Consider the following 24,415-nt stretch of genomic DNA (forward strand, 5'->3'; position numbering starts at 1 on the left):
AACATGTTCTAGGCGAAATTGTCGAATCAACTCACGTCCCGTTTCGGCGGCTCACCTCACCAGATCGTCGAGCGCCGCGCGCGCGGCGGTATCGCGGCCTCCGCGTTCGAGTTCGATCAGCGCGCACTCCGCGGTCGCCGCGATCCACAGCCGCGCCGCCTCACGGGGATGGGCCGAGCCGAGCGCGGTGAAGTCGGCGGCGACGACGTCGACGGTCGTCCGATTGCGGTGCGTCACCTCCTCGGCGATCGGCAGATGACCGCGGGCCTCCAACAGCAGGGCCTTGACACCGCGGTCGCGCAGGCACCCGTCGAGATAGGTGCGCGCGGCGGCGCGCAGCCGCTCCCTGCCCGGTTCCAGATCACCGATGGCGGCCTTCAACTCGTCGAACAGCACGTCGTGGAACCGGCGATGAAGGGCGACGAGATAGGACACCCGGTCCGGGAAGTGGTGGAAGAACGTGCCTTTCGACACGCCCGCCGCCGCGACGACGGCGTTGACGCTCAAACCCTCGAGCCCGAGATCCTCGGCGAGCACCAGACCCGTCTCGATCAGATTGGTGCGCGTCTGCTGGGCGGCGGCCACCCGCTTATTGGCTACCTCCACGGTGCCTCCTCTTGCCAGGGCGTCGACTCCGGCCTAGTGTAACTGACTGACCGACCGACCGGTCAATGAAAGGGTCCACCGATGCCCACTGCGCAGACCTCGCTGGCCGCCGTGTCCTATACCGACGAGGGCTCGGGTCCGCCGATCCTGTTGTTGCACGCCGCTCTTCACGACCACACCGACTTCGATCCGGTGCGCGCGAGTCTCGGCCAGGGCCGCCGCGTCCTCACCCTGGACTGGCCGGGGCATGGCGCTTCTCCCCCGCCACCAGAGCCGTTGCGCGCCGTTGAATTCGGCGACCTGCTGGTCGAGTTCGCCGATCTGCTGGATCTGCGGGGCCTCGTCGTGGTCGGCAATTCGGTCGGTGGATACGCCGCGTGCCGGCTCGCCCTCGAACGTCCGGAGCGGGTGTCGGGCGTGGTGCTCGTCAACACGGGCGGTTTCACGCCGCACAGCGTGTTCACCCGGTTCTTCTGTGCCGTGATGGGGCGACCGGCCGTCGTCAGGGCGGCGTTTCCCGCGTTCGTCCGGGCCTACACGCGGGCCAAGAATTCCGCCGACGCGGCCGTGGTGCGGCGTGTGGTGGACCGTGCCCGCACCCCGGACGGCGCGAAAATCGCTGCCGCGCTATGGAAGAGCTTCACCGAGCCGGGACACGACCTGCGGACGCGCGCCTCCGGGATCGCCGCGCCGGTGTTGATCACCTGGGGCGCCGAGGATCTGACCGCTCCGGCGCGCTGGGGCAGGGCCGTCGCGGCGGCCATTCCCGGCTCGTCATTCGAGACGTTTCCGACCGGACACGTCGCGTTCTCATCCGCGCCTGCGGCATGGCTGAACACGGTGCTGCCGTTCGTCGACGCCGCCAACGGCGTCCGGCAGGAGGTCAACCGCCGAGGGTGAGTCTGCCTGCGGCGGAGGCGAACCCGAGCCAGGTGTGCCGATTGCCTGCCCAGCACCAGCCGACCTTCGGTGCGTCGCGGTTCGCGACGCCGTCGCGGCCGGTGCCGTTGCTGATCCACAGTGCAGGCGTCCTGGCGTCCAACGTCCCCGACGGCTTACACAAGCGGGAGCCGATCGTCATGAAACACCGGCCGCGCTCGAGCACGTCGGGGCGCTGCAACAGCCAGCTGATCCCCTCGGTCAGTGTCAACGGTGTCCGTCCCGCGGCGACGATGGCCGGCAGCGCCTCGTCGGGACTCCAGTTGGCCATGGCGTCGCCGCGGTCGAGATCCTGGAGCAGGTACAGCGGCGCGTCGGGGACGTCGACCGAGGCGATGGGCGTGAAGTCGTCGACGTCGGACATGTCGGCGACCACAAACCCGGGCTTGCCCGCGCGGCTCAGCAGAGGCGCTGACGCCGACACCGGCGCCAGACCGTGGTGGACGACGAGCAGCGCGGGCGCTTCGACGCGGTGGTTTCCCGCCTGCCGCACCCGATCCTCGGACAGCCCGGCAATCCGGTGCACGCCGAGTTCGATCAGTCGTTCGGCCTGCTCAGGCAGTGTTGGCAGGGTGGTGGCGAGGCTCTGCACCCGCCGACAACGAAGCGAACCCGACGAGAAGTTCCCCTACGATTGACCGCCATGGCTGCGCCACAGATCCACGGTGGGCGCACTCCGCTGCCCGCGACGCTGGTGGAAGTGGCCGAACATCGCCTGCGCGACGCCATTCTCAGCGGATCGCTGCAGCCCGGGCAGAAGGTCGTCGAGGAGCAACTCTGCGCGGACCTCGGGATCAGCAGAGCGCCGCTTCGGGAAGCCTTGCGGCTGTTGGCTCAACAGGGCCTCGTCGAACGCGTCCCGCGGCGGGGATCGCGCGTGGCGGAATGGTCATCGACGGACATCCTCCAGCTCTTCGCACTGCGCCACGTGCTGGAGTGTCATGCGATCGAGACGGCGCTGCCGCTCCCCGATCCCGACACCGCCCTGCAGCCGGTGCGCGAGGCGTTGGACGCAATGCGCTCTGCGACCGACGATCTGGACCGCGACGACGCGCACCGGCTGTTCCATGCCGCGGTGGTGGGGCTCGCGCATAACCGCCAACTCGACATCGCCCTCGCACCGATCCTGCTGAAACTTCAGTTGCCGATGGCGATGAACATCCGGACCGAGGCGCGGCAGAGCCACCCGCGCGACGGCATCGATCGGCATCAAGCGATCCTCGCCGCGCTCGAGACCAATGACCAGTCGGTCGTCATCGCCGCGCTCAAAGAGCACGGACATCTCGACTATCTCGGCCCGCGCCTGCATCGCTAACACAAACGACACACACCCGACCCGCGTTCGCCATCATTCTGTCGACAATCGACAGACATGGCTGATGACGCGCACGGCCCGTCCATCGGACCGTCGGTGGCCGAGATCCTGGCATCGCACGCGGCGGGCACCGGCTCACCGACCAAGACCGCGGTGCGGGTCGCCGACGCGATCGCCGCCCGCGGTGACGACGGCACCTGGTTGTCCACCGTCCCGCGCGAACACCTGCTGGCCGCCGCCGAAGAGATCGAGAAGCGTCCCGGCGCACGGACGCTGCCGCTGTACGGTGTGCCGTTCGGGGTGAAGGACAGCATCGACGTGACGGGTGTGCCGACCACCCTGGCGTGCCCGGACTACGCCTACGTCGCGACGTCGACCGCGCCGGCAGTGCAGCGACTGCTCGATGCCGGTGCGCTGTACGTCGGCAAGACGAGCCTCGACCAGTTCGCGACGGGCCTGAACGGCACCCGTACGCCGCATACGATTCCGCGCAGCGTCTACGGGTCCGACCTGATCTCGGGCGGTTCGAGTTCGGGGTCGGCGCTGGCCGTCGCGCTTGGCCAGGTGCCGTTCGCGGTCGCCACCGACACCGCGGGGTCCGGACGTGTCCCGGCAGCGCTCAACGGGGTCATCGGCTACAAGCCGTCGCGTGGGTTGATCAGCACCGTAGGCCTGGTCCCGGCGTGCAGGTCGCTGGACTGCATCAGCGTGATGGCGGGCTCGATCGACGACGTCGACCGCGTCTTCGGCGTGATGGCCGGCCGCGACGACGCCGATCCCTGGTCGCGCGACCGCGGACCGCGTTATGCCGGGGGCCCGATCCGGGTGGGCTTACCGCCCGCCGACGAGCTGGAGTTCTTCGGCGACAGCGCAATGCGGGACGCGCACATGGCGTTTCGCGCGCAGGTGTCTCGGGTCGGCACCGTGGTGGAGGTGTCGCTCGAGCCGTTCCTGGCCGCGGGCGCGCTGCTCTATCAGGGCCCATGGGTCGCCGAACGCCTGGTGGTGTTCGGCGATTTCCTTGCTGCACAGCCGGATTCCATTCATCCGGTCGTACGCGAAATCCTGCGGGGCGGACAAAAGTACACGGCGGTCGACGCGTTTGCGGCGTTGCAGCGCCTCGCTGAAATCAAGGCGACGGTGGACCGGCTGTGGCAATCGATGGACGTGCTGGTGGTCCCGACGATCGGGACCACATTCACTGTGCCAGAAGTGCTCGCCGAGCCGATCGAGTGCAACACCAAGCTCGGTCACTACACGCATTTCGGAAATCTGCTCGACCTGCTCGGCGTCGCGATTCCGCTGGGCATCACGCCGGACGGCCGGCCCTACAGCGCGATGCTGCTCGGCGCCGCCCAGACCGACGACACCGTATTGCAGTTCGCCGCGAACCTGCTCGACGAACCGCGCGAACCGTCGTACCCCGCATCCGTCACACCCACCGTCGAGGAGCATGTATGAGCCAACCCGTCGAAGTCGCCGCCGAACCGTCGCCGTTCACGCTCGTCGCGGGCAAGACGGCGTTGATCGTCATCGACATGCAGCGGGACTTCCTGCTGCCCGGGGGGTTCGGTGAAAGTCTCGGCAACGACGTCAGCCAGCTGCTGAAGGTCGTGCCTCCGCTGGCCGAGCTGATCGCCGCGGCGCGGTCGGCGGGCGTCATGGTGATCCACACGCGCGAAGGGCATGAGCCTGACCTGTCGGACTGCCCACCCGCCAAGTTGAATCGCGGCGCACCGTCGAAACGGATCGGCGATCCCGGCAAGTACGGCCGGATCCTGATCCGCGGTGAGTACGGCCACGACATCGTGGACGAGCTCGCACCCGTCGAGGGAGAGGTGGTCATCGACAAGCCAGGAAAGGGTGCGTTCTACGCAACTGAGCTACAGGACGTCCTCACTGCCGCGGGGGTCACGCAGTTGTTGATCACCGGCGTCACCACCGAGGTCTGCGTGCACACCACCACCAGGGAGGCAAACGACCGCGGCTACGAGTGCCTGGTCGTATCCGATTGTGTGGGTTCGTATTTCCCCGAGTTCCAGCGCGTCGGACTGGAAATGGTCAAGGCGCAGGGGGGCATCTTCGGCTGGGTCGCCAACAGCGCGGCTGTCATCCCGACCCTGCAGACACTGACCGTCACGGCCGCCTGAAGGGATCCGCATGAGCACCGATGTGACCAATTCGCCCGCAGACCCGTCGTTGGATCCGCCTGTCCCCGACAAGTTGTCGATCCCTTGGTGGACCCGCGGTGACCTCAACGCGTTCTTCGGGCTCGGGTTCAACATCTTGGTCAACGTCCTCACGTTGACCGGTCTGATGATCGGCGTCATCGCCGTGCCGGCGGGCGATGTGCTGGGCACGGTGCTGCCCGCGCTCGGTGTGGCGCTGATCCTCGGCAACCTGTACTACACGTTCCTGGCGCGCCGACTTGCCCGGCGGGAGAACAGAACCGACGTCACCGCGCTGCCCTACGGGCCCAGCGTGCCGCACATGTTCATCGTCATCTTCGTCGTGATGCTGCCGGTGTACCTGAACACCGACGACCCGATTCAGGCCTGGCAGGCAGGCTTGGCCTGGGCCTTCCTCATCGGCGTGATCGTCATGATCGGCGCATTCGTCGGGCCGTACATCCGCAAGCTGACGCCACGCGCCGCCATGCTCGGCACGCTGGCCGGCATCTCCATCACGTTCATCTCGATGCGGCCTGCCGCGCAGATGTGGGAGGTGGCCTGGATCGGCCTTCCGGTGCTGGCGATCATTCTGATCGGGTTCTTCACCAACATGAAGCTGCCGGGCAACATCCCGGTCGGTCTGCTGGCCCTGCTGGTGGGCACCGCGATCGGGTGGGCCGGCGGCTACATGTCGGCGCCCGATGTGGGACAGGCGGTTTCCGACATCGCGATCGGCGTTCCGGACCTGCGGATCGATCTGCTCTTCAAGGGACTCGCCGACCTCGCCCCACTGCTGGGCACCGCGATTCCGCTCGGCGTCTACAACTTCACCGAGGCGATGAGCAACGTCGAGAGCGCCGCGGCGGCAGGCGACAATTTCAACCTGCGCAGCGTGCTGCTGGCAGACGGTGCCGGCGCGGTCATCGGGTCGGCGTTCGGCTCGCCGTTCCCGCCCGCGGTGTACATCGGCCACCCGGGCTGGAAGGACGCCGGCGGCCGGGCCAGTTACTCGTTGGCCAGCGGTGTGGTGGTCGGGATCCTGTGCTTCCTAGGCCTTTTCGGAGTGCTCGACGCGCTGCTGCCGGTGCCCGCGATCGTCCCGATCCTGCTCTACATCGGTCTGCTGATCGGCGCTCAGGCGTTCCAGGCGGTGCCTCGGCTGCACGCCGTCGCGGTGGTGGCCGCAATTCTGCCCAACTTGGCGCAATGGGCCCATGGTCTCATCGACAACGCGCTGAATGCGGCGGGTACGTCGGCGGCCGAGGTGGGCATCGACGCGCTCAACGGCGCCGGCGTGGTCTACGAGGGACTCAAGACGCTCGGCGAGGGGGCGGTGCTCGTCGGCCTGATTCTCGGCACGATGGTGACGTTCATTCTCGAGAAGAAGTTCCTCTACGCCGCCATCGCCTCGGCGGTCGGCGCGGTGCTCTCGTTCATCGGGCTGATCCATGCGCCCGAGGTCGCATGGGCAGCGAGCCCGTCAGTTGCGCTGGGCTACGTGATGTTCGGAATCGTCTGCGTCGCATACGCATTCCTGCCAGGCGCCAAAGATCCGGTCGAGGTCGACGAGTCGGACGTCGTCGCGGGCCACTGACCCGCGACGACGTGCGAGCGACTACTCCTCAGGCAACCCGTCGGCGATGAGCTGGGCCTGCTTCTTGGCGACCTCGATCGCGATGTCCGGCGGAACCGGGTCGTTGAGCTCGCCCTCGAAGCGGATCTCCACGAGCGTCCTACCCTGGTTGAACACGGCAACCGTCATCGACCGACTTCCGTCCGGCGTGGTGCCGATCGCCAGGACACCCTGGTCACCAACCTCAGCTGGCTCGGGCTTACCCGTCGTCACACCGTCGTACGTCATGTTGTTGAACGCCTCTTCGGCGGTGGCGACGTCGGGGAAAACGAGAATGGTGTCGATGATCTGCGACTTGCCGTCGGGGCTCTCGTAGGCCTGAGACGCCCCTTCGATCCCATTTGGGTTCACCTGCGGGCCACTGGTCTTCGTATCAGGGCCCATGTCGGCGGCGGGGATCAGGAGCGAACCGTAGTCGGCGGGCTCCGCGGCGGCGCTGGTGTCCTCCGCGGCGCTCTCCTCCGAAGTGGTGGCTTCAGCGGAGGTGGTCGACGATGTGGCCGACGTCGATTCGGCCGAGGACTCCTTGTCATCCTTGCTACAGCCCGTGGCAGCGACCCCGATGACCAACGCCGCCACGGCCAAACCCGTGGCGGACACACGCGCGATACCCATGAATTCCTCTCAGAGAGTGAACGATCAGACTGACTGGTGGATATAGATGTACAGGAGGGTTATTCGATTCCGATGCGTTTTGCCTAATCAAGATCAGTCAGACGACTACTCCTCAGGCAGATTCTCGGCGATGCGCTCGGCCTGCTTCTGAGCGAACCCGATGGCTCCATCCCGATCCATAGGGCGTTCGAGCGTGCCCTCGAAGTCGAGTGACACGAGGGCCAGGCCCTGCGTGAACAAGACGGACGTCACCGACTTGCTTCCGTCGGGCGATGTGCCGACCGCGACCACTGCTTGGTCGCCCACTTCAGCAGGCTCAACCGGGCCCGTGGTTACCGTGTTCATCGTGCCCTTGCTGGTCTCGAAACTCTGGTCGACGGATTCGGCGTTGGGCATGACGAGGATCGTGTCGATGATCCGCTCTTTACCCTCGGCGTCCGTATAGACAGCGCCCGCACCCGGATTGCCGCCCGGATTCAACTGAATGCCACCAGGAGTCTGGGTATCGGCGCCCAGGTCGGCGGCGGGGATCAGGAGCGAACCGTAGTCGGCGGGCTCCGCGGCGGCGCTGGTGTCCTCCGCGGCGCTCTCCTCCGAAGTGGTGGCTTCAGCGGAGGTGGTCGAGGATGTCGCCGAGGTGGTCTCCTCGGCCGAGGACTCCTCGTCGCTCTTGCTACAGCCCGTGGCAGCGACCCCGATGACCAGGGCCGCAACGGCCAAACCCGTGGCGGACAAACGCGCGATACCCATGGATCCCTCTCGGAGAGTGAAAGGTCAGAGTTGGTGGATCTATATTTACCGGACCGTCAATAGATTTCGACCCACTGTTATCCAATGGAGACCATTGGTTCCGCGGGCGTCGATCGCGAGCAACGGCTCACACATGTTGATTTCCGCTCGGCGGTGCTCGCGGACTCCTAGCGTGCTGATGATGGACATCGCCACCGTCATAGTCACCGCGCTACTCGCGGTGCTCTTCACCTTCTCGGCGAGCATCAAACTGCTCGGGGTTTCCCGGTCCCTTGCCATCCGCGATCACCTCGGTGTGAAGCCGCTGCACTGGCGCCTCATCGGTGTGTGTGAACTGGCAGGTGTCGTCGGGGTGCTCATCGGGTTGATGTGGGCGCCGATCGGTATCGCCGCCGCGATCGGCCTCGCACTGCTGGCCGTCGGCGCAACCGCATTCCACCTACGGGCCGGCGATGGCGTTGGCGACACCGCTCCCGCCGTCATCGGTATTGCGCTCGCAATCGCCACTGCGGCGCTCTTCGCGGTCTGACGTTGCGGCCGTCACATGTCTTCGTTTGACGTGTTATAGATAACCTAAGTTTTCATAGTCAGTTGTCTATGAACTCCCCTAAACTGCTGGCATGGCAGCACGCGCCAACAGTTCCGATCCCCGCGCCGAACGGGTCCGCTCCCGTTTGCGCGAGGCGGCGTTCGCCCTGGCTCACGACGGTCCCGTCGATGCGTTGACGGTCGGCGATATCGTCACCCGCGCCGGCGTCAGCCGGCAGGTCTTCTACCAACACTTCCGCGACCGCGACGACGCCGTCGCGACCGCGATCTCTGCGGCGTTCGCCGCGGCCGCCGCCGACCACAGCGGCGACCCGCGGACCCGGATCCTCCGCCTGTTCGACTTCGCGGCCGAGCATCGTTCGGCGTACCGCAACGTCGTACCCAGTGCGGTGACGCAACGTGTCGTCACCGCCTTCCGCGCCGAACTACTCCCCGCGTGCGAGGAGATCGCCGCACTGGGCATGCCCGCGGTGAGCGCGGTCGCGGCCCTGACTCCGGAAGCCGTGACCCGGTTCCTCGTCGGCGGATTCATGGAGGTGCTGCGGTCGTGGATGGAAGACCCCGACTCGACTGACCTCAGCGACCGCGTCAACGCGGCACTGGACACCGTCAACGCGCTGCTCGGTCTCACCACATCTACGAATGGACTCCAACATGGGTAGACATCACGCACCCGCCTCGCATCCGGCGCGCGATCGCGCCGCGATCCGCACCATGGTCCTCGCGATGATCGGTTTGACGGTCTTCGTGCTCGCGATGATCGCAAGCTACTCCGGTGCGTTCGCCAAGCCGACGCTGCATCATCTGACGGTCGCCGTGGCCGGCCCGCAACAGTTGGTCGACGCGGTCCGCGAGCACGACGGGTTGGTGGCGAACGCGGTCACCGACGATGCCGCGGCGCGCCAACAGGTTTACGAACGCAGCGCCGACGCGGCGATCGCCGTTGGACCCGCCGGGGAGATGAAGATCTATGTGGCCGGTGGCGGTGGGCGCAGCGTCGCCGCGGCAGCCGAAACCGTCGGTCGCGCGATCGCAGCCGAGTCGGGACTGTCCGCCACCGTCGAGGACATCGCGCCCACCAGCGCCGGAAACCCTTCGGGCACTGTCGAGTTCTACGCGATCATCTTCATATCGATCGGCGCGTCCGTGGGTGCCGCGATCTTCGGCTACCTGATGGGACGGGTGCACAGCCCGACAACGCTCGCCTTGCGAACGATGACCCTCGCCGGCTACTCGGCGCTGCTGGCAGCCTGCGTGACGGTGTACGTCGACGGTGTGGCGCACGCGCTCACCGGCCATCCGTGGCAGGTGTTCGGCGCGCTCTGGCTGTACTCGATGGCGGTCGGCGGCGCCATCTCCGGGGTCGCCGCGGCATTCGGCACGGTCGCCTCGATGGCGCTCACTCTGTTTCTCGTCGTGATCGGCAACGCCGCTGCCGCGGGACCGGTGGGCCTTCCGCTCCTTTCGGGCTTCTACACAACCTTCAATGCGGTGGTGCCGCAGGGTTCTGGCGTCTCGCTGTTGCGCAGCATCGAATACTTCGGCGGCAACGGTGCGCAGACTCCCCTCGTGACACTGGCGATCTGGGGTGCGGCGGGTTGCCTGCTCGCGGTTCTCGCCACGGCGTCGCGGGTGAATTATCGTGCCTTACATGAGCGTTTCATCTCCAGTGGCGCCGGGCGAAACCGAGCCCTACTACGACCTCGGCTCCTATCACCGGCCGATTGAATCGCCCTCGCCGCAGGCACAGGTGTGGTGTGACCGCGGCCTGGTGTGGTCCTACGCCTTCAATCACGAAGAAGCCATCCGATGCTTCGACCGCGCACTTGAACTCGACCCCGACCTCGCGATAGCGCGGTGGGGCGTGGCGTACGCGATCGGTCCGAATTACAACAAGGCCTGGGAGGCATTCGATCCCGTCGACCTCGGTGCCGCCCTGGCCCGGGCGCGGATGGAGTTGAAGCTGGCGACAACAGGTCGCGCGTCGCCGGTCGAGCGGGGATTGATCGAGGCGCTGCAGTCCCGCTTCCCCACCGACGATCCGAACGACTCCGAGGCTCTGCAGGCCGGCAGCGCCGCCTACGCCGACGCGATGGCGGCACTGGCGGAGGCCTATCCGGACGACATCGACGTGCAGGCGCTGACCGCCGACGCGTTGGTCAACGTGACCGCGTGGGCGTTATGGGACACCAGTACCGGTGAGCCAGCCCCGGGCTCGCGGGTCGTCGAGGCCAAGCACATCCTCGACGCTGCGCTGGCCACCCCCGAGGGCCGCGCGCACCCGGGGATACTGCATCTCTACATCCACACGATGGAGATGTCGACCAGCCCCCAGGACGCCCTGCCCGCCGCCGACCTGCTACGAGACCTGGTGCCCGATGCCGGACACCTACGGCACATGCCCAGCCACATCGATGTGCTGTGCGGTAACTACCGCGATTCGGTGGTGGCCAATCTCAAAGCGGTGCAGGTGGATCGGCGCTTCGTCGAGCACGAGGGTCCGCTGAGTTTCTACTCGCTCTACCGCGCGCATAACCTGCATTTCGTGGTGTATTCCGCGATGTTCGAAGGCAATTCGCGAATCGCGCTCGATGCCGCAGCCGAACTGGCCGGGCAACTCACTCCCGAACTGCTGACCATCGAGTCACCGCCGATGGCCGACTGGCTGGAAGCGTTCGTCCCGTTGCGAACTCACGTGTTGGTCCGATTCGGCCGGTGGGACGACCTGATCGCGGAGCCACTGCCGGACGACCAGTCGCTGTACTGCAGTACCACCGCCACCATCCACTACGGCCGGGGCGTCGCACACGCCGCAAAGGGCCAACTGGCGCAGGCGCATGCCGAGCGCGAGGCGTTTTCCACGGCCTACGAGCGCATCCCGGACAGCAGGTACCTGTTCAACAACACCGTGCGCGACATCCTGGCCGTCGCCGCCGAGATGCTGGACGGCGAAATCGCCTACCGCGAAGGACGATTCGACGAAGCGTTCGCACACCTGAGGCGCGCCATCGAGCTCGACGACTCACTTCCGTACGACGAGCCATGGGGCTGGATGCAGCCGACCAGACATGCGTACGGCGCGCTGCTGCTCGAGCAGGGCCACGTCGAAGAAGCGGCGGCGGTGTACGCCGCGGACCTCGGCCTCGATCCGACCCTCGCGCGGCCGTGTCAGCATCCTGGCAATGTGTGGAGCCTGCACGGCTATCACGAATGCCTGCAACGCCTCGGACGCACCGCCGAAGCCGCGATCATCGGCCAGCAACTGGACCTGATGCTCGCGCGCGCCGACGTACCGATCAAGGCGTCGTGCGCGTGCCGGCTGGAGGTCGCCGCGGGCTGAGGCGCGCCGAGGTCCGTAGACTCATCGGTTGTGGCCATCAACGACGATGATCTTGAACGCCTAAGCCGTTGTATCGATCTCGCACGTGAAGCCCTCGAGGACGGTGACGAACCCTTCGGCTCGATCCTCGTCGATGCTGACGGTGAGGTCCGTTTCGAGGACCGCAACCGGGTCAACGACGGCGATGCCACCCAGCATCCGGAGTTCGCCATCGCGCGCTGGGCCGCCGACAACCTGAGCCCGGCCCAGCGGGCCGCCGCGACCGTGTACACGTCGGGAGAGCACTGCCCGATGTGTGCGGCGGCGCACGCCTGGGTGGGCCTCGGCCGCATCGTCTACGCGGCGTCGTCGGAACAGCTGACGCAATGGCTGACCGAGTGGGGTGCGCCCCCGTCGCCGGTGGCTCCGCTGCCGATCACGACGATCGCGCCCCGCGCCGACGTCGATGGGCCAGCGCTGCAGTACGCCGAGACCATGCGGTCGCTCTACGAAGCGAAGTTCCGGGCATGACGGGACCGTCATGGGTCGACCATGTGATCTGGTGGCAGATCTACCCCCTCGGCTTCGTCGGCGCGTACCCGGCGGAGCCGCCCCCGACCGCCGAGGATCACCGGCTACGCCGCGTCGTCGACTGGCTCGATCACGCCATTGCACTCGGCACGTCGGGCCTCGCGCTCGGGCCGGTCTTCGCGTCACTCACCCACGGCTACGACACCACCGACCACTATCGGATCGATCCCCGGCTCGGGGACGACGCCGACTTCGACCATCTGATCGCCGAGGCGCACGGGCGGGGGCTGCGAGTACTGCTCGACGGCGTCTTCAACCATGTGGGTACCGAGTTCGGCCATATTTCGTGGTTCCGTAAGCGCAGCAACGGTTCTGGTTTCGACACCTTCGAAGGCCACGGCGGTCTGATCGCCCTCGACCATGACAACCCCGAGGTGGTCGACTACACCGTCGACGTCATGACGCATTGGCTGGCCCGCGGCGCCGACGGCTGGCGTCTCGACGCCGCCTACGCGGTCCCCGACCGGTTCTGGGCGCAGGTGCTCCCCCGCGTCCGCTCGGCGTTTCCCGACGCGTGGTTCGTCGCGGAGGTCATCCACGGCGACTATTCGGCGCGGGTGCGGGACGGCGGATTCGACTCGGTGACACAGTACGAGCTGTGGAAGGCGATCTGGAGCGGTCTCAACGACGGCAACTTCCACGAGCTCGACTGGGCGCTGGTGCGGCACAACGAGTTTCTCGACACGTTCGTGCCGATGACGTTCGTCGGGAATCACGACGTCACCCGGATCGCGAGCCGCCTCGACAACGCCAAACACCTCGAACACGCGGTGGTCATCCTGCTGACGACCGGTGGCACTCCGAGTATCTATGCCGGTGACGAGTTCGCCTACCGCGGTGTCAAAGAGGAACGCTTCGGCGGTGACGACGCGGTGCGACCCGAATTCGGTTCTCCGCCAGAGGGTAGCGACGGGCTCGGGCGCGACGAGTTCCGGCTGCACCAGCATCTGATCGGATTACGCAGGCGGCATCCATGGCTGCACACGGCCCGCACCTCGCCGCTGAGCGTCACCAATCGGGGCTACGTGTACGAAACCCGCAACGGTGCCGACGCTCTGGTGGTGGCGCTCAACATCGACGACGAACCGTTGTCGGTCTCGCTACCCGATGTCGGATTCGATGAGGGCACAATCCTTGCCGGGTCGGGGGCGCCACCTCAGGACGTCGTCGCATCGGTGCAGGTCGAGCCGCACGGCTGGCTCATCCTCGCGCCAACTGCTCGATCGTGAGCTCATCCTCGACACCGTCGTACAACCGGTCCAGCACCGCGCGAAAGTCGGCATTGTCGTCGGTCGCCCGGCCGAGCAGCGTCATCGACGAGCGCACCTTGAGATCGTCGGGCCAGCCGAAGATCTCGGAGGCCGACGCGCCCTGGATCCCGGCGACCACCCGTGCGCATTCCCGCAGTCGTGGGCCCAGCACGTCATGGTCGAGGTAGGCCTTGGCCTCCGCCAGTGACCTGATGCCGTAGCGGTGCGCGGTCGCACTTCGGCCGAGGGACTGCAACTGGGGAAAGATGAACCAGATCCAGTGGCTGCGCTTGCGGCCACCACGCAACTCTTCGAGCACAGTGTCGTAGACGCGATCCTGCGCTTCGACGAAGCGCCGAAGATCAAACGGATCGTCACGATCGGATGCCGACAATTTCCGCACTGCTCCCTCGGAGGCAAGTCTTGCAAGATAGTCTTTGTCTTTCAATGACTATCGTCGAACGTAGCTGATGAAGCGCCGTCTACCGCGACCACAGGAACTCGCGCCGCTGCTGCAGTTCCGCAAGCCGCGCCTGAACCTCACCCGTCGCCGCCTCGACAGCGCGCTGACGATCGAGGATCTGCGTCGCGTCGCCAAACGCCGCACACCGAAGGCGGCGTTCGACTACACCGACGGGGCAGCCGAGGAGGAACTGTCGCTGGCCCGCGCGCGGCAAGCCTTCCGCGACATCGAGTTCCATCCGACCATCCTGCGCGATGTCGCGAAAGTCGATACCGGCGCCACCGTGCTCGGCGACCGGGTGGAGCTGCCGTTCGGCATCGCGCCCACCGGGTTTACCCGGCTGATGCAGACCGAGGGCGAGATCGCCGGTGCGCACGCCGCCGCCCGCGCGGGCATCCCGTTTTGCCTGTCCACCCTCGGAACGATGTCCATCGAGGACGTCAAGGCCGCAAACCCGCATGGGCGCAACTGGTTTCAGCTGTACATGTGGAAGGACCGCGACCGGTCGATGGCCCTGGTCGAGCGTGCCGCCGCCGCGGGGTTCGACACGCTGCTCGTCACGGTCGACGTACCCGTCGCCGGCGCCCGCCTGCGCGACACTCGCAACGGCATGTCCATCCCACCGGCGTTGACTCTGCGCACCGTGCTCGACGCGGTCCCGCACCCGGGCTGGTGGTTCGACCTGCTGACCACCGAACCGCTGTCGTTCGCCTCGCTGGACCGCTGGCCCGGCACCGTCGCCCAGTATCTGGACACCATGTTCGACCCGACCGTGACGTTCGAGGATCTCGCGTGGATCAAGACGCAGTGGCCGAACAAGCTGGTGGTCAAGGGAATTCAGACACTCGAGGACGCGAAATCGGTGGTGGACCTCGGCGTGGACGGAATCGTGCTGTCCAATCACGGCGGCCGGCAGCTCGACCGCGCGCCGGTGCCGTTCCACCTGCTGCCGTTTGTCGCCCGCGAGGTCGGCCGCGACACAGAGGTTTTGCTGGACACCGGGATCATGTCCGGCGCCGACGTCGTCGCGGCGATCGCGTTGGGTGCGCGGTTCACGCTGGTGGGCCGGGCCTATCTGTACGGGCTGATGGCCGGCGGCGAGGCGGGCGTCGACCGCGCCATCGCGATCCTGTCGCGCCAGGTCAGCCGCACGATGCGGTTGCTAGGGGTGACGTCGCTCGACGAACTGACCCCGCGCCACGTGACGCAGCTGCACCGCCTCCTTCCGCGCGTGCCCTAGGTGCGCGGCGTTTCACTCTATTCACACTGGTCACACCTGAGATCGGCGTTCGGTGAGTCCTCGCCGAGTCGGAATCGTTAGCCAACCGCGATATCGCAACCGAGTGTTGAGCACCGGAACTCCCCCGGTCCACGTGTTTCATTACGCACGCAGAGCAAACGGCAAACGCTTTGTGGCATGCGATGAAAGGTGGGTTGGTTGCCGTTATGAAGTTCAAAGAGAGGTGCCGAGGTACCGCAAGAATGTGGTTTCGCCGGCTGGCGGCGAGTGCCGTTGCAGCGGCGACGCTGCCCGGCCTGATCGGCTTCGTCGGGGGTTCGGCGACTGCTGGTGCATTTTCCCGGCCGGGGCTGCCCGTCGAGTATCTGGATGTGTTCTCGCCATCGATGAACCGCAACATCCGGGTGCAGTTCCAGGGCGGCGGTCCGCACGCGGTGTATTTGCTCGACGGTCTGCGTGCGCAGGACGATTTCAACGGCTGGGACATCAACACCCCGGCCTTCGAGTGGTATTACGGATCGGGGTTGTCGACGGTCATGCCGGTGGGTGGCCAGTCGAGCTTCTACACCGACTGGTATCAGCCGTCACGGGGTAACGGCCAGGACTACACCTACAAGTGGGAGACGTTCCTCACCAACGAGCTTCCCGCGTGGCTGGAAGCCAACAAGGGCGTGTCGCAGAACGGCAACGCGGTGGTGGGCATCTCGATGGCCGGTGCCGCGGCGCTGACGTACGCGATCTATCACCCGCAGAAGTTCATCTACGCCTCGTCGCTGTCGGGCTTCCTGAACCCGTCCGAGGGCTGGTGGCCGATGCTGATCGGGCTGGCGATGCAGGACGCGGGCGGCTACAACGCCGAGAGCATGTGGGGTCCGTCGTCGGATCCGGCGTGGAAGCGCAATGATCCGATGGTCAACATCAATCAGTTGGTGGCCAACAACACTCGGATCTGGATCTACTGCGGTTCCGGTACTCCTTCGGAGCTCGACACCAGCGGTGGCGGCGGCAACCTGATGGCCGCGCAGTTCCTCGAGGGCCTGACGTTGCGCACCAACGTCAGCTTCAAGGACAACTACGTCGCCGCGGGTGGCACCAACGGGGTGTTCAACTTCCCCGCGCAGGGCACGCACAGCTGGGGCTACTGGGGTCAGCAGCTCGAGCAGATGAAGCCCGACATCCAGCGGGTGCTGGGGGCGCAAGCCACCACCTAGTTCCACCCACAACCAGGGAGCCTGCCGTACCCCCCGAACGGCAGGCTCCCTGTCATTTCCGTGCGATTTGTGTGCGTTCGGGCGCGCTCAGCGCTCCTGAACGCACACAAATCGCCGGGAATCCGGGAACAAAGTGAGCCTGTCCAAGGTTGAGTCCATCTGACTGAACTTTGGAGGATTCATGACTGAAGCCAAATCAGTGCCGGTGCTGTTTCTGAGCGAATCGATCGTGCTGCCCGGCATGGTGGTGCCGATCGAACTGGACGACGCGGCACGCGCCGCCGTCGACGCGGCACAGGCCACCGAATCCGGTGAGCTGCTGATCGCTCCCCGGTTGGAGGACCGTTACCCCTCGTACGGCGTGCTCGCGACGATCGTCCAGGTCGGCCGGATCGCCGGCGGCAGCGGCACGGCAGCGGTGGTGCGCGGGACCAAGCGCGCGCATATCGGCGCGGGAGCGAACGGTCCCGGCGCCGCGCTGTGGGTCGAGGTGACCGAGATCGACGAGTCCGAACCGACGGACGAGATCCGCACGCTGGCCGCCGAATACAAGAAGCTGCTGCTGGCGATGCTGCAGCGGCGCGAGGCCTGGCAGATCATCGACTTCGTCAACCAGCTGACCGATCCCTCCGCGCTGGCGGACACGGCCGGCTACGCGTCGTACCTGAGCCAGGTGCAGAAGCGGCAGCTGTTGGAGACCCCCGACGTCGCAGAGCGGTTGAAGCTGCTCATCCAATGGACCGGCGATCACCTGGCCGAGGTCGAGGTCAGCGACAAGATCGCCGACGACGTCCGCGAGGGCATGGAGAAGACGCAGAAGGAGTTCCTGCTGCGTCAGCAACTCGCCGCGATCCGCAAGGAGCTGGGGGAAACGGACGACGGGACCGGATCTTCTGAGACCTACCGGTCTCGAATCGAGGAAGCCCATCTGCCCGAACAGGTCCGCGAGGCGGCGCTGCGCGAGGTCGGCAAGCTCGAGCGCGCCAGCGAGCAGAGCCCGGAGGGCGGCTGGATCCGGACCTGGTTGGACACCGTGCTCGACCTGCCCTGGAACATCAAGACCGACGACTCCACCGACCTGAAGTCGGCGCGCGAGATTCTCGACGCCGACCATCACGGCTTGGAGGACGTCAAGGACCGCATCGTCGAGTACCTGGCGGTGCGGGCGCGGCGGGCCGAGCGCGGGATGGCCGTCGTCGGCGGTCGCGGTTCCGGCGCCGTGATGGTGCTGGCCGGTCCCCCGGGTGTCGGCAAGACGTCGCTCGGCGAGAGTGTCGCTCGGGCGTTGGGCCGCAAGTTCGTTCGCGTCGCCCTTGGCGGTGTGCGCGACGAGGCCGAGATCCGTGGCCACCGCCGCACCTATGTCGGCGCGCTGCCCGGTCGCATCGTGCGCGCGATCGGCGAGGCGGGGTCGATGAACCCCGTCGTGCTGCTCGACGAGATCGACAAGGTCGGCTCCGACTACCGCGGCGACCCTTCTGCGGCCCTGCTCGAGGTGCTGGACCCGGCGCAGAACCACACGTTCCGCGACCACTACCTGGAGCTGGATCTGGACCTGTCCGATGTCGTGTTCCTGGCGACGGCCAACGTGATCGAGAACATCCCGTCGGCGCTGCTGGACCGCATGGAGCTGATCGAGCTCCACGGCTACACCGCAGACGACAAGCTGGCGATCGCGCGTGACTTCCTGCTGCCCCGGCAGCGGGAGAAGGCGGCGCTGACCGAGAACGAGGTGACCGTCACCGAGGCGGCGCTGCGCAAGATCGCGGCCGACTACACGCGGGAACCCGGCGTGCGGCAGTTCGAGCGGCTGCTGGCCAAGGCCATGCGCAAGGTGGCGACGAAGCTGGCCGAGGGTACGGGGCCGATCGTGATCGACGAGCCCGATCTCGTTGAGTACCTGGGCCGTCCGCGCTTCCTGCCCGAGTCGGCGGAGCGCACGGCGGTGCCGGGGGTGGCGACGGGCCTTGCGGTGACGGGAATGGGTGGCGACGTGCTCTACATCGAGGCCAACGCCACCGATGGTGAACCGGGCCTGCAGCTGACCGGTCAGCTCGGCGACGTGATGAAGGAGTCCGCGCAGATCGCGCTGTCCTACGTCCGGTCGCACGCCGAACAGCTCGGCGTCGACTCGAAGGCGCTCGAGCGGCGGATCCACCTGCACGTGCCTGCCGGCGCGGTGCCCAAGGACGGGCCGTCGGCTGGCGTGACGATGGTGACGGCGCTGGTGTCGATGGCCACCGGGCGTCAGGTGCGCTCCGACGTCGGCATGACCGGCGAGGTGACGCTGAACGGCCGCGTGCTGCCGATCGGCGGCGTCAAGCAGAAGCTGCTGGCGGCGCAACGGGCCGGTCTGTCAACGGTTTTCATCCCCCAGCGCAACGAGGCCGACCTGGACGACGTCCCGGCCGACGTGCTCGAATCGCTGGAGGTCAAACCGATGACCGACGTCGCCGAGATCGTCGCGCAGGCGCTGGTGCCCGCGGAGGCGGCAGCAACAGTCGCCGCCTGACACCGCGTGTAACGCCATGGCGCGATTTCCCCCCGAATCGCGCCATGGCGTTACGGTCGTCGCATGGCCTACGACGAAGACCTGGCCCACCGCGTCCGCGAACTCGTCGCCACCCAACAAGGCGTGGACGAGCGGCAGATGTTCGGCGGGCTGGCGTTTCTCATCAACGGCAACATGGCGGTGGTGGTCAGCGGCAAGGGTGGCTTGATGGTCCGCGTCCCGCCGGACGAGACCGACAAGCTGCTGTCGCGGGCTCACGTCGAGCCGATGATCATGGCGGGACGTGAGACTCGCGGCTGGTTGCGGGTATCCGTAGCGGGTGTCAAGACCAAACGCCAGCTACAGGGCTGGGTGAGCCGTGGCGTCGACTTCGCCAAGAGCCTCCCGCCGAAGTAACGAGATACGCGTCGGCACCTCCGGCTGGTCCTACGACCATTGGGCCGGCGTCCTGTACCCGCCGAAGTTGCCGGTGGCCAAGCGGCTGGCGGTCTACGTCGAGGAATTCGACACCGTCGAGCTCAACGCCAGTTTCTACCGGTGGCCGAAGGACGCCACCTTCGAGGGCTGGCGCCAGCGCCTGCCCGACGGCTTCACGATGTCGGTCAAGGCCCAGCGGGGACTCACCCACTACCGCAGGCTCCGCTCTCCGGAACCATGGGTGGAGCGGTTCGAGCGCTGCTGGACCGCGCTCGGCGACCGGCGCGAAGCGCTGCTGGTCCAACTGCATCCCGAACTCGAACGCGACGACGAACGCCTCGACCACTTCTTGAAGCTGATGCCCGACTGGATCCCGGTGGCGATGGAGTTGCGGCATCCCTCCTGGGATGACGACGCGGTCTACGCCCTCCTCGAACGGCACGGCGCCGCCTACGTGGTGATGAGCGGAGCCGGCCTGACCTGTGTCCCGCGGGCGACCAGCGATCTGGTGTACATCCGCATGCACGGACCTCCGCAGGACTCGATCTATGCGGGGTCGTACACCGACGACGAGCTGGCCGATTGGGCCGACCGGCTGGCCGGCTGGCGCGACGAGGGCCGTCGGGTGCTGATCTACTTCAACAACGACCTGGGCGGACACGCCATCCACAACGCGCGAAAGCTCAAGGAGCTGTTGGCCGACTGTCGTTGACGGCCATCCCGAAGCGCCCTGTCGCGAGTAAGCTCAGGTGCCATGACAACGTCGTCAACATTCGCCATCGTGGGCGGTGGTCTGGCTGGTGCCAAGGCCGCAGAAGCATTGCGAGACAAGGACTTCGACGGGCATGTGGTGCTGTTCGCCGCGGAGGAGCACCTGCCCTACGAACGTCCCCCGCTTTCGAAGGAGTTTCTCCTCGGCAAGAAGCAGTTCGAGGAGTTCACCGCCGCATCGTCGGCCTGGTATCGCGACCATCACGTCGAGCTGCAGCTCGGCACCGAAGTGACGACGATCGACCCCGGCGCCCACACGGTGTCGTTACCCGACGACACCACCGTGAGTTACGACAAGCTCCTTCTGGCGACCGGGTCCTCACCGCGCCGGCCACCCATCCCGGGAGCCGACGCCGACGGCGTGCACTACCTGCGCACGATCGATGACGCCAAAGCGCTGAGTTCGCTTCTCACGGAGGGCTTTTCACTCGCAATTGTCGGCGCTGGGTGGATCGGGCTCGAAGTCGCCGCGGGCGCGCGTGAACGCGGCGCCTCGGTCACCGTCGTCGAAACCGCGGAAGTACCGCTGATGGGCGCCCTCGGCCGCGAGGCCGGCGAGGTGTTCGCCGCGATGCACCGCGACCACGGCGTGGATCTACGGCTGAGTACGACGGTCGACGAGATCACGACCTCAGGCGGCGTCGCGACGGGGCTCAAACTGGGCGACGGTTCCACCGTGTCCGCCGATGCGGTGCTGGTGGCCGTCGGAGCCGCCGCCAACATCGGGCTGGCCGAGCAGGCCGGGCTGGCCACCGGGCAGGGCGGCGTACTCGTGGATGCGTCGCTGCGCACCAGCGATCCGGACATCTACGCGGTCGGTGACATCGCGGCCGCCGAGCATCCCCTGTTCGGCGCCCGGATCCGCACCGAGCACTGGGCGAACGCCCTCAAGCAACCGGCAGTCGCCGTCGCCGGGATGCTCGGCACGTCGCAGGAGTACGACGAACTGCCCTATTTCTTCACCGATCAGTACGACCTCGGCATGGAGTACGTGGGGTATGCGCCCGAGTACGACCGGGTGGTGTTCCGCGGCGATCTCGCCGGCCGCGAGTTCACGGCCTTCTGGCTCGACGACACGAACAAAGTGCTCGCAGGGATGAACGTCAACATCTGGGAGGGGCTCGACGACATCAAAGCGCTGATCCGGTCCCGGGAGCCGGTCGACCCCGACCAACTCGCCCGCGCATAAGTGACCCGCCGCGCGCTGTCGATGGCACTGACAACGGTGGCGGTGCTGGCCGCGGGCTGCTCCTCGACGACGGTCACCGACACCGGCGAGACACCCGCAGCCGGCCCGGTCGGCACGTCGACGACGCCGTCCGCGCCACCGCCGAGCAACGCGCACCTGGCCAACGCGTTCGATTACGTCGCGCACCCGTCCGGCGGTACCAATTACTACTTCATCTCCCCCAGCGGCGCGTGGGCCTGTGCGATCATCCCTCGGGTGAAGGCGGGGTGTCAGTCGGTCAACAACTGGCCATCGGGGTTGGACATCACCGGTGCACCGGATTCGGTGCCCGACGCCACCGGCGAGAAAGCGCCCAACGCGGTTGTCGTTCCACGCGAAGGCGACGCCAGGTTCGTCGCACTCGAACAACCGGAGTTCGCGCTCAAGCCGGGGCCCGCAAAAGTGCTGCCCTTCAACAGAATCCTGGCCGCGGCCGGATTCCGCTGCAACGTCCAGGAGGCCACCGGGGTGTCGTGTCTGAGCGAGTTCAGCGGCAAGGGCTTCACGTTCTCCACTGACGGTTTCACGCCGCGCTATACGGACGTCCCCGTGGGTGCACCGTGAAGATCGCAGCGGGACAGGCCGCAGTGGTGACCGGCGGCACCAGCGGCATCGGATTCGCCCTGGCCTCCGTCCTGGTCCGGCGAGGCGTGAACGTGATGATCGCCGACGTGCGGGAGGACGCGATCCCCGCCGCTGTCGACGCGCTGTCGTCATACGCGGGCCGCGTTGTCGGTGTGCATGCCGACGTCAGCGTCGATGCCGATATCGACGCACTCGCCGACGAGACCGTCGAACGGTTCGGCCGGGTCGATCTCGTGTGCAACAACGCGGGGGTGGTCTGCGAACAGGCCCCGATGTGGGAGCAGCGACTGGAAACGTGGCGGTGGCTCATCGACGTGAAGTTGATGGGTGTCGTGCAGGGCGTGCGCACGTTTGCGCCGCTGTTCATCGCCCAGGGTTCGGGACACTTTCTGAACACCGCCTCGGCGGGCGGCTTGATGCCGTTGCCCACCCTCGCGCCATACAACGCGACCATGCACGCGGTGGTCGGCCTGACCGAGACCCTGAACGTCGAATTGAAGGCGGTGTCAGAGCATCTGGGTGCGACGGTGCTGTGCCCCGGACTGGTGGACACCCCGTTGGGACGGAACTCCGCCGCACTCGTGCCGCCGGGCGCCGCGGCCACACCGGCCGAGGGCGAGGCGGCCGCGATGCAGGGCGCGATCAGCCCCCATGTAGTGGCCGAGGCGGCGATCGACGCGGTCGAGGCGGGCCGGGTGCACGCGGTGGTGGGTCCCGGCGCCGACGTCGTGGCCAGAGAGCGCGTCAACGCCCTGCTCGCCGACCTCGACTGAGCTCACACCAGGGTCGCGGTGCCGTCCTGGTTCACCGAGACCTTGGCCCCTGCGATGTCCTCGCGCACCGTGACTTCGACGTCCTCGTGCATCACCGCGAGCGCCCGCGCGTCGTCAGGGGTACGCACAGCGAGGAAGGCCTTCTCCGGCTCCCCGTTCCGATCGAACGGAGTTGTCCAGGTTTCGACGGTGCCCACACCCGACCATTCGACGACCGCTTCGCGGGTGGGTTCGCGGTCCACCTCGGACTGCACGTCCTCCCAACGGAATTCATGCGTCGGCGGCTCCGTGCCGTACACCCCGAAACTGTGTTTGGTGAGATACCCGCCGTTGGCGGTGATCAGTCCGCGCTGTCCGGGGTTCGCGGCCAGGCGCTCGGCCATGGTCGCGATCGAGTGCGTCACATAGTTGTTCCAGGGACCGCCTGCGAATGTCAGCCCACCCGTCACGGTCAGCGGCCGCGACGGGTCACCCGTCGGCAGGCCGAGTTCGTTGGCGGCCACCTGCACCGCCGACGGGAAGCACGAGTAGACGTCGATCAGCGCCATGTCGTCGATGCCGCTGCCCGCCAGCTCCAGCGCGCGCGTGCCGCCGATCCGGATCGCGGGCGACGTGTAGAACTCGGCGCGGTCGCTGATCACGTACGTGTCGTGAGCGTCGGTGCCGGCGTACGGGAACACCCAGCGGTCGCGCGGAATCTGAAGGTAGGTCGCCTTCTCGACCGACGTCAGCACCAGCGCCGCGCCCTGGTCGACCATGTTGTTGGAGTTCATCAGCTTGGTGTAGGGCCAGCTGACCATCCGGTTCTTGGGACTGGGTTCGGCGATGTCGTTGCCCGACAACGCCTCCCGGCTCCATGCGTGCGGGTTGCTCGCGGCCACGGCGCTGAACTGCGCCCAGAGTTCGCCGATGCGACGGCGGTGGTCGTCCGGCGATTCCGCCGCGGCGATCCGCAGTGCCTGCTCGAACATCGGATAGACGAACGCCGGCCGGTCGAGCTTGATGCGAAGGTCGGCCGGACCGGCCAGTTCGATGCCTTCATCGGAGCCTTCGGCGATGGGCACCGAGTCGTCCTGACGTGTCCACTGGGGCTTGGCGCCAGTCGCGCGCACACGTGACCGGGTCCGCCACGTCTCGGCGCCTGTGATCAACACCACCTCGGCGCGACCCGCCTGGATGTCCAGGCACGCCTTGTTGACCAGGGTCTGGGGCACGTTGCCGCCGATGCCGGTGTAGCGCGTGGCGGCCCCGTCGGCCCGGATGCGCTGGGCGAGCAGCAATCCCGGATCCCGGTACCGCCAGGACAGCAGGTTCACCACTCGAATGGCGTCGACGGCCTCCAGCACGCGCGGATCGGCGGCAGCGCGGGCGGCCGCCTCCATCAGGTCGACCGGTTCCACATCGGGGTTCTCGTCGTGCTGGTTGACCTGGCCATATCCGACCAGCACCGGCGTACGCGGATCCATCGTGTACTCCC

25 protein-coding genes are annotated in these 24,415 nt (G+C 67.0%); 19 read left to right on the forward strand and 6 right to left on the reverse strand.

The genetic code is table 11. The annotated features are described in order from the left end of the window. Nucleotides 1-51: 51 nt before the first annotated feature. Complete coding sequence (locus H7J93_RS03620; protein ID WP_267304925.1) at nt 52-606, reverse strand: TetR/AcrR family transcriptional regulator; 555 nt, start codon at nt 604-606, stop codon at nt 52-54. Nucleotides 607-687: 81 nt separating this feature from the next. Here H7J93_RS03620 and H7J93_RS03625 point away from each other — a divergent pair, with 81 nt between their 5' ends. Continuing rightward, the gene (locus H7J93_RS03625; protein WP_267304926.1) at nt 688-1,506 is read left to right on the forward strand and encodes an alpha/beta fold hydrolase; all 819 of its coding nucleotides are present in this window, start codon (nt 688-690) and stop codon (nt 1,504-1,506) included. On the opposite strand, the gene H7J93_RS03630 is transcribed toward H7J93_RS03625, so the two are convergent. Then, nucleotides 1,490-2,137, reverse strand: coding sequence for a DUF5701 family protein (locus tag H7J93_RS03630; protein WP_267304927.1), 648 nt, complete (start codon nt 2,135-2,137; stop codon nt 1,490-1,492). The two genes, H7J93_RS03625 and H7J93_RS03630, sit on opposite strands and share 17 nt — an antisense overlap. A gap of 51 nt (nt 2,138-2,188) precedes the next feature. Between H7J93_RS03630 and H7J93_RS03635 the strand changes: the two genes are divergently transcribed. From H7J93_RS03635 to H7J93_RS03650, 4 genes are read left to right on the forward strand one after another with little or no spacing between them, the layout of a single operon-like run. Further along, nucleotides 2,189-2,860, forward strand: a complete 672-nt coding sequence (locus tag H7J93_RS03635) for a GntR family transcriptional regulator (protein ID WP_267304928.1) — start codon at nt 2,189-2,191, stop codon at nt 2,858-2,860. A 57-nt stretch (nt 2,861-2,917) separates the two neighbouring features. Continuing rightward, nucleotides 2,918-4,321 (forward strand): allophanate hydrolase, encoded by a 1,404-nt coding sequence (locus H7J93_RS03640; RefSeq protein WP_267304929.1) that lies wholly within the window; start codon nt 2,918-2,920, stop codon nt 4,319-4,321. Continuing rightward, complete coding sequence (locus tag H7J93_RS03645) at nt 4,318-5,010, forward strand: cysteine hydrolase family protein (protein ID WP_267304930.1); 693 nt, start codon at nt 4,318-4,320, stop codon at nt 5,008-5,010. The genes H7J93_RS03640 and H7J93_RS03645 overlap by 4 nt, the downstream gene beginning before the upstream one ends. 10 nt (nt 5,011-5,020) lie before the next feature. Continuing rightward, nucleotides 5,021-6,625 (forward strand): SulP family inorganic anion transporter, encoded by a 1,605-nt coding sequence (locus tag H7J93_RS03650; protein WP_267304931.1) that lies wholly within the window; start codon nt 5,021-5,023, stop codon nt 6,623-6,625. A gap of 21 nt (nt 6,626-6,646) precedes the next feature. Here the strand turns inward: H7J93_RS03650 and H7J93_RS03655 are convergent, their stop codons facing one another. Together H7J93_RS03655 and H7J93_RS03660 are read right to left on the reverse strand one after the other, a co-directional pair. Next, complete coding sequence (locus H7J93_RS03655; RefSeq protein ID WP_267304932.1) at nt 6,647-7,279, reverse strand: hypothetical protein; 633 nt, start codon at nt 7,277-7,279, stop codon at nt 6,647-6,649. Nucleotides 7,280-7,384: 105 nt separating this feature from the next. Continuing rightward, nucleotides 7,385-8,029 carry a hypothetical protein gene (locus H7J93_RS03660; protein ID WP_267304933.1) on the reverse strand — a complete coding sequence of 215 codons (645 nt, stop codon included), beginning with the start codon at nt 8,027-8,029 and terminating at the stop codon, nt 7,385-7,387. A gap of 181 nt (nt 8,030-8,210) precedes the next feature. Here H7J93_RS03660 and H7J93_RS03665 point away from each other — a divergent pair, with 181 nt between their 5' ends. The 6 genes from H7J93_RS03665 to H7J93_RS03690 all read left to right on the forward strand — a co-directional run bounded on the left by H7J93_RS03665 (nt 8,211) and on the right by H7J93_RS03690 (nt 13,717). Continuing rightward, complete coding sequence (locus tag H7J93_RS03665; RefSeq protein WP_267304934.1) at nt 8,211-8,558, forward strand: DoxX family protein; 348 nt, start codon at nt 8,211-8,213, stop codon at nt 8,556-8,558. A gap of 91 nt (nt 8,559-8,649) precedes the next feature. Further along, nucleotides 8,650-9,240 carry a TetR/AcrR family transcriptional regulator gene (locus tag H7J93_RS03670; RefSeq protein ID WP_267304935.1) on the forward strand — a complete coding sequence of 197 codons (591 nt, stop codon included), beginning with the start codon at nt 8,650-8,652 and terminating at the stop codon, nt 9,238-9,240. Further along, nucleotides 9,233-10,306: an SNG1 family protein gene (locus H7J93_RS03675; RefSeq protein ID WP_267304936.1), complete on the forward strand. Its 1,074-nt coding sequence runs from the start codon at nt 9,233-9,235 to the stop codon at nt 10,304-10,306. The genes H7J93_RS03670 and H7J93_RS03675 overlap by 8 nt, the downstream gene beginning before the upstream one ends. Beyond that, on the forward strand, nt 10,230-11,918 hold the full coding sequence (locus H7J93_RS03680) for a tetratricopeptide repeat protein (protein ID WP_267304937.1): 1,689 nt from the start codon (nt 10,230-10,232) through the stop codon (nt 11,916-11,918). Before H7J93_RS03675 ends, H7J93_RS03680 begins: the two co-directional genes overlap by 77 nt. A 30-nt stretch (nt 11,919-11,948) precedes the next feature. Beyond that, nucleotides 11,949-12,428, forward strand: a complete 480-nt coding sequence (locus tag H7J93_RS03685) for a nucleoside deaminase (protein ID WP_267304938.1) — start codon at nt 11,949-11,951, stop codon at nt 12,426-12,428. Continuing rightward, a complete protein-coding gene (locus tag H7J93_RS03690; protein ID WP_267304939.1) occupies nt 12,425-13,717 on the forward strand; it encodes an alpha-amylase family protein in 1,293 nt (430 codons plus the stop codon). Before H7J93_RS03685 ends, H7J93_RS03690 begins: the two co-directional genes overlap by 4 nt. Here H7J93_RS03690 and H7J93_RS03695 read toward each other — a convergent pair. After that, entirely contained in the window at nt 13,689-14,132 is a 444-nt protein-coding gene (locus H7J93_RS03695; protein ID WP_267305047.1) for a DUF1810 domain-containing protein, read from the reverse strand. The two genes, H7J93_RS03690 and H7J93_RS03695, sit on opposite strands and share 29 nt — an antisense overlap. A gap of 76 nt (nt 14,133-14,208) precedes the next feature. Here H7J93_RS03695 and H7J93_RS03700 point away from each other — a divergent pair, with 76 nt between their 5' ends. From H7J93_RS03700 to H7J93_RS03735, 8 genes are all read left to right on the forward strand, one after another. Beyond that, nucleotides 14,209-15,441, forward strand: a complete 1,233-nt coding sequence (locus H7J93_RS03700; RefSeq protein ID WP_267304940.1) for an alpha-hydroxy acid oxidase — start codon at nt 14,209-14,211, stop codon at nt 15,439-15,441. Nucleotides 15,442-15,647: 206 nt separating this feature from the next. Further along, nucleotides 15,648-16,652 carry an esterase family protein gene (locus H7J93_RS03705; protein ID WP_276021264.1) on the forward strand — a complete coding sequence of 335 codons (1,005 nt, stop codon included), beginning with the start codon at nt 15,648-15,650 and terminating at the stop codon, nt 16,650-16,652. Nucleotides 16,653-16,833: 181 nt separating this feature from the next. Continuing rightward, nucleotides 16,834-19,164, forward strand: a complete 2,331-nt coding sequence (gene lon, locus H7J93_RS03710; RefSeq protein ID WP_267304942.1) for an endopeptidase La — start codon at nt 16,834-16,836, stop codon at nt 19,162-19,164. A gap of 63 nt (nt 19,165-19,227) precedes the next feature. Further along, entirely contained in the window at nt 19,228-19,560 is a 333-nt protein-coding gene (locus H7J93_RS03715) for a TfoX/Sxy family protein (protein WP_267304943.1), read from the forward strand. Next, nucleotides 19,523-20,293: a DUF72 domain-containing protein gene (locus H7J93_RS03720; RefSeq protein WP_267304944.1), complete on the forward strand. Its 771-nt coding sequence runs from the start codon at nt 19,523-19,525 to the stop codon at nt 20,291-20,293. Before H7J93_RS03715 ends, H7J93_RS03720 begins: the two co-directional genes overlap by 38 nt. A 42-nt stretch (nt 20,294-20,335) precedes the next feature. Beyond that, nucleotides 20,336-21,541, forward strand: coding sequence for an NAD(P)/FAD-dependent oxidoreductase (locus tag H7J93_RS03725; protein ID WP_267304945.1), 1,206 nt, complete (start codon nt 20,336-20,338; stop codon nt 21,539-21,541). A gap of 21 nt (nt 21,542-21,562) precedes the next feature. After that, complete coding sequence (locus tag H7J93_RS03730; RefSeq protein WP_267304946.1) at nt 21,563-22,144, forward strand: hypothetical protein; 582 nt, start codon at nt 21,563-21,565, stop codon at nt 22,142-22,144. Then, nucleotides 22,141-22,938, forward strand: coding sequence for an SDR family NAD(P)-dependent oxidoreductase (locus H7J93_RS03735; protein WP_267304947.1), 798 nt, complete (start codon nt 22,141-22,143; stop codon nt 22,936-22,938). The genes H7J93_RS03730 and H7J93_RS03735 overlap by 4 nt, the downstream gene beginning before the upstream one ends. Before the next feature lie 2 nt (nt 22,939-22,940). Here the strand turns inward: H7J93_RS03735 and H7J93_RS03740 are convergent, their stop codons facing one another. Continuing rightward, on the reverse strand, nt 22,941-24,404 hold the full coding sequence (locus tag H7J93_RS03740; protein WP_267304948.1) for an acetyl-CoA acetyltransferase: 1,464 nt from the start codon (nt 24,402-24,404) through the stop codon (nt 22,941-22,943). Nucleotides 24,405-24,415 lie beyond the last annotated feature (11 nt).

Origin of the sequence: Mycobacterium barrassiae (assembly GCF_025822765.1) — a bacterium.
GTDB lineage: Bacteria > Actinomycetota > Actinomycetes > Mycobacteriales > Mycobacteriaceae > Mycobacterium > Mycobacterium barrassiae.

What these genes read in the sequence shown, in the direction of transcription:
- H7J93_RS03625 (WP_267304926.1), top strand. Translation starts at nt 688, where the DNA reads ATGCCCACTGCGCAGACCTCGCTGGCCGCCGTGTCCTATACCGACGAG.
- H7J93_RS03635 (WP_267304928.1), top strand. Translation starts at nt 2,189, where the DNA reads ATGGCTGCGCCACAGATCCACGGTGGGCGCACTCCGCTGCCCGCGACG.
- H7J93_RS03640 (WP_267304929.1), top strand. Translation starts at nt 2,918, where the DNA reads ATGGCTGATGACGCGCACGGCCCGTCCATCGGACCGTCGGTGGCCGAG.
- H7J93_RS03645 (WP_267304930.1), top strand. Translation starts at nt 4,318, where the DNA reads ATGAGCCAACCCGTCGAAGTCGCCGCCGAACCGTCGCCGTTCACGCTC.
- H7J93_RS03650 (WP_267304931.1), top strand. Translation starts at nt 5,021, where the DNA reads ATGAGCACCGATGTGACCAATTCGCCCGCAGACCCGTCGTTGGATCCG.
- H7J93_RS03655 (WP_267304932.1), bottom strand. Translation starts at nt 7,279, where the DNA reads ATGGGTATCGCGCGTGTGTCCGCCACGGGTTTGGCCGTGGCGGCGTTG.
- H7J93_RS03660 (WP_267304933.1), bottom strand. Translation starts at nt 8,029, where the DNA reads ATGGGTATCGCGCGTTTGTCCGCCACGGGTTTGGCCGTTGCGGCCCTG.
- H7J93_RS03665 (WP_267304934.1), top strand. Translation starts at nt 8,211, where the DNA reads ATGGACATCGCCACCGTCATAGTCACCGCGCTACTCGCGGTGCTCTTC.
- H7J93_RS03670 (WP_267304935.1), top strand. Translation starts at nt 8,650, where the DNA reads ATGGCAGCACGCGCCAACAGTTCCGATCCCCGCGCCGAACGGGTCCGC.
- H7J93_RS03675 (WP_267304936.1), top strand. Translation starts at nt 9,233, where the DNA reads ATGGGTAGACATCACGCACCCGCCTCGCATCCGGCGCGCGATCGCGCC.
- H7J93_RS03680 (WP_267304937.1), top strand. Translation starts at nt 10,230, where the DNA reads ATGAGCGTTTCATCTCCAGTGGCGCCGGGCGAAACCGAGCCCTACTAC.
- H7J93_RS03690 (WP_267304939.1), top strand. Translation starts at nt 12,425, where the DNA reads ATGACGGGACCGTCATGGGTCGACCATGTGATCTGGTGGCAGATCTAC.
- H7J93_RS03700 (WP_267304940.1), top strand. Translation starts at nt 14,209, where the DNA reads ATGAAGCGCCGTCTACCGCGACCACAGGAACTCGCGCCGCTGCTGCAG.
- H7J93_RS03705 (WP_276021264.1), top strand. Translation starts at nt 15,648, where the DNA reads ATGAAGTTCAAAGAGAGGTGCCGAGGTACCGCAAGAATGTGGTTTCGC.
- lon (WP_267304942.1), top strand. Translation starts at nt 16,834, where the DNA reads ATGACTGAAGCCAAATCAGTGCCGGTGCTGTTTCTGAGCGAATCGATC.
- H7J93_RS03715 (WP_267304943.1), top strand. Translation starts at nt 19,228, where the DNA reads ATGGCCTACGACGAAGACCTGGCCCACCGCGTCCGCGAACTCGTCGCC.
- H7J93_RS03725 (WP_267304945.1), top strand. Translation starts at nt 20,336, where the DNA reads ATGACAACGTCGTCAACATTCGCCATCGTGGGCGGTGGTCTGGCTGGT.
- H7J93_RS03730 (WP_267304946.1), top strand. Translation starts at nt 21,563, where the DNA reads ATGGCACTGACAACGGTGGCGGTGCTGGCCGCGGGCTGCTCCTCGACG.
- H7J93_RS03740 (WP_267304948.1), bottom strand. Translation starts at nt 24,404, where the DNA reads ATGGATCCGCGTACGCCGGTGCTGGTCGGATATGGCCAGGTCAACCAG.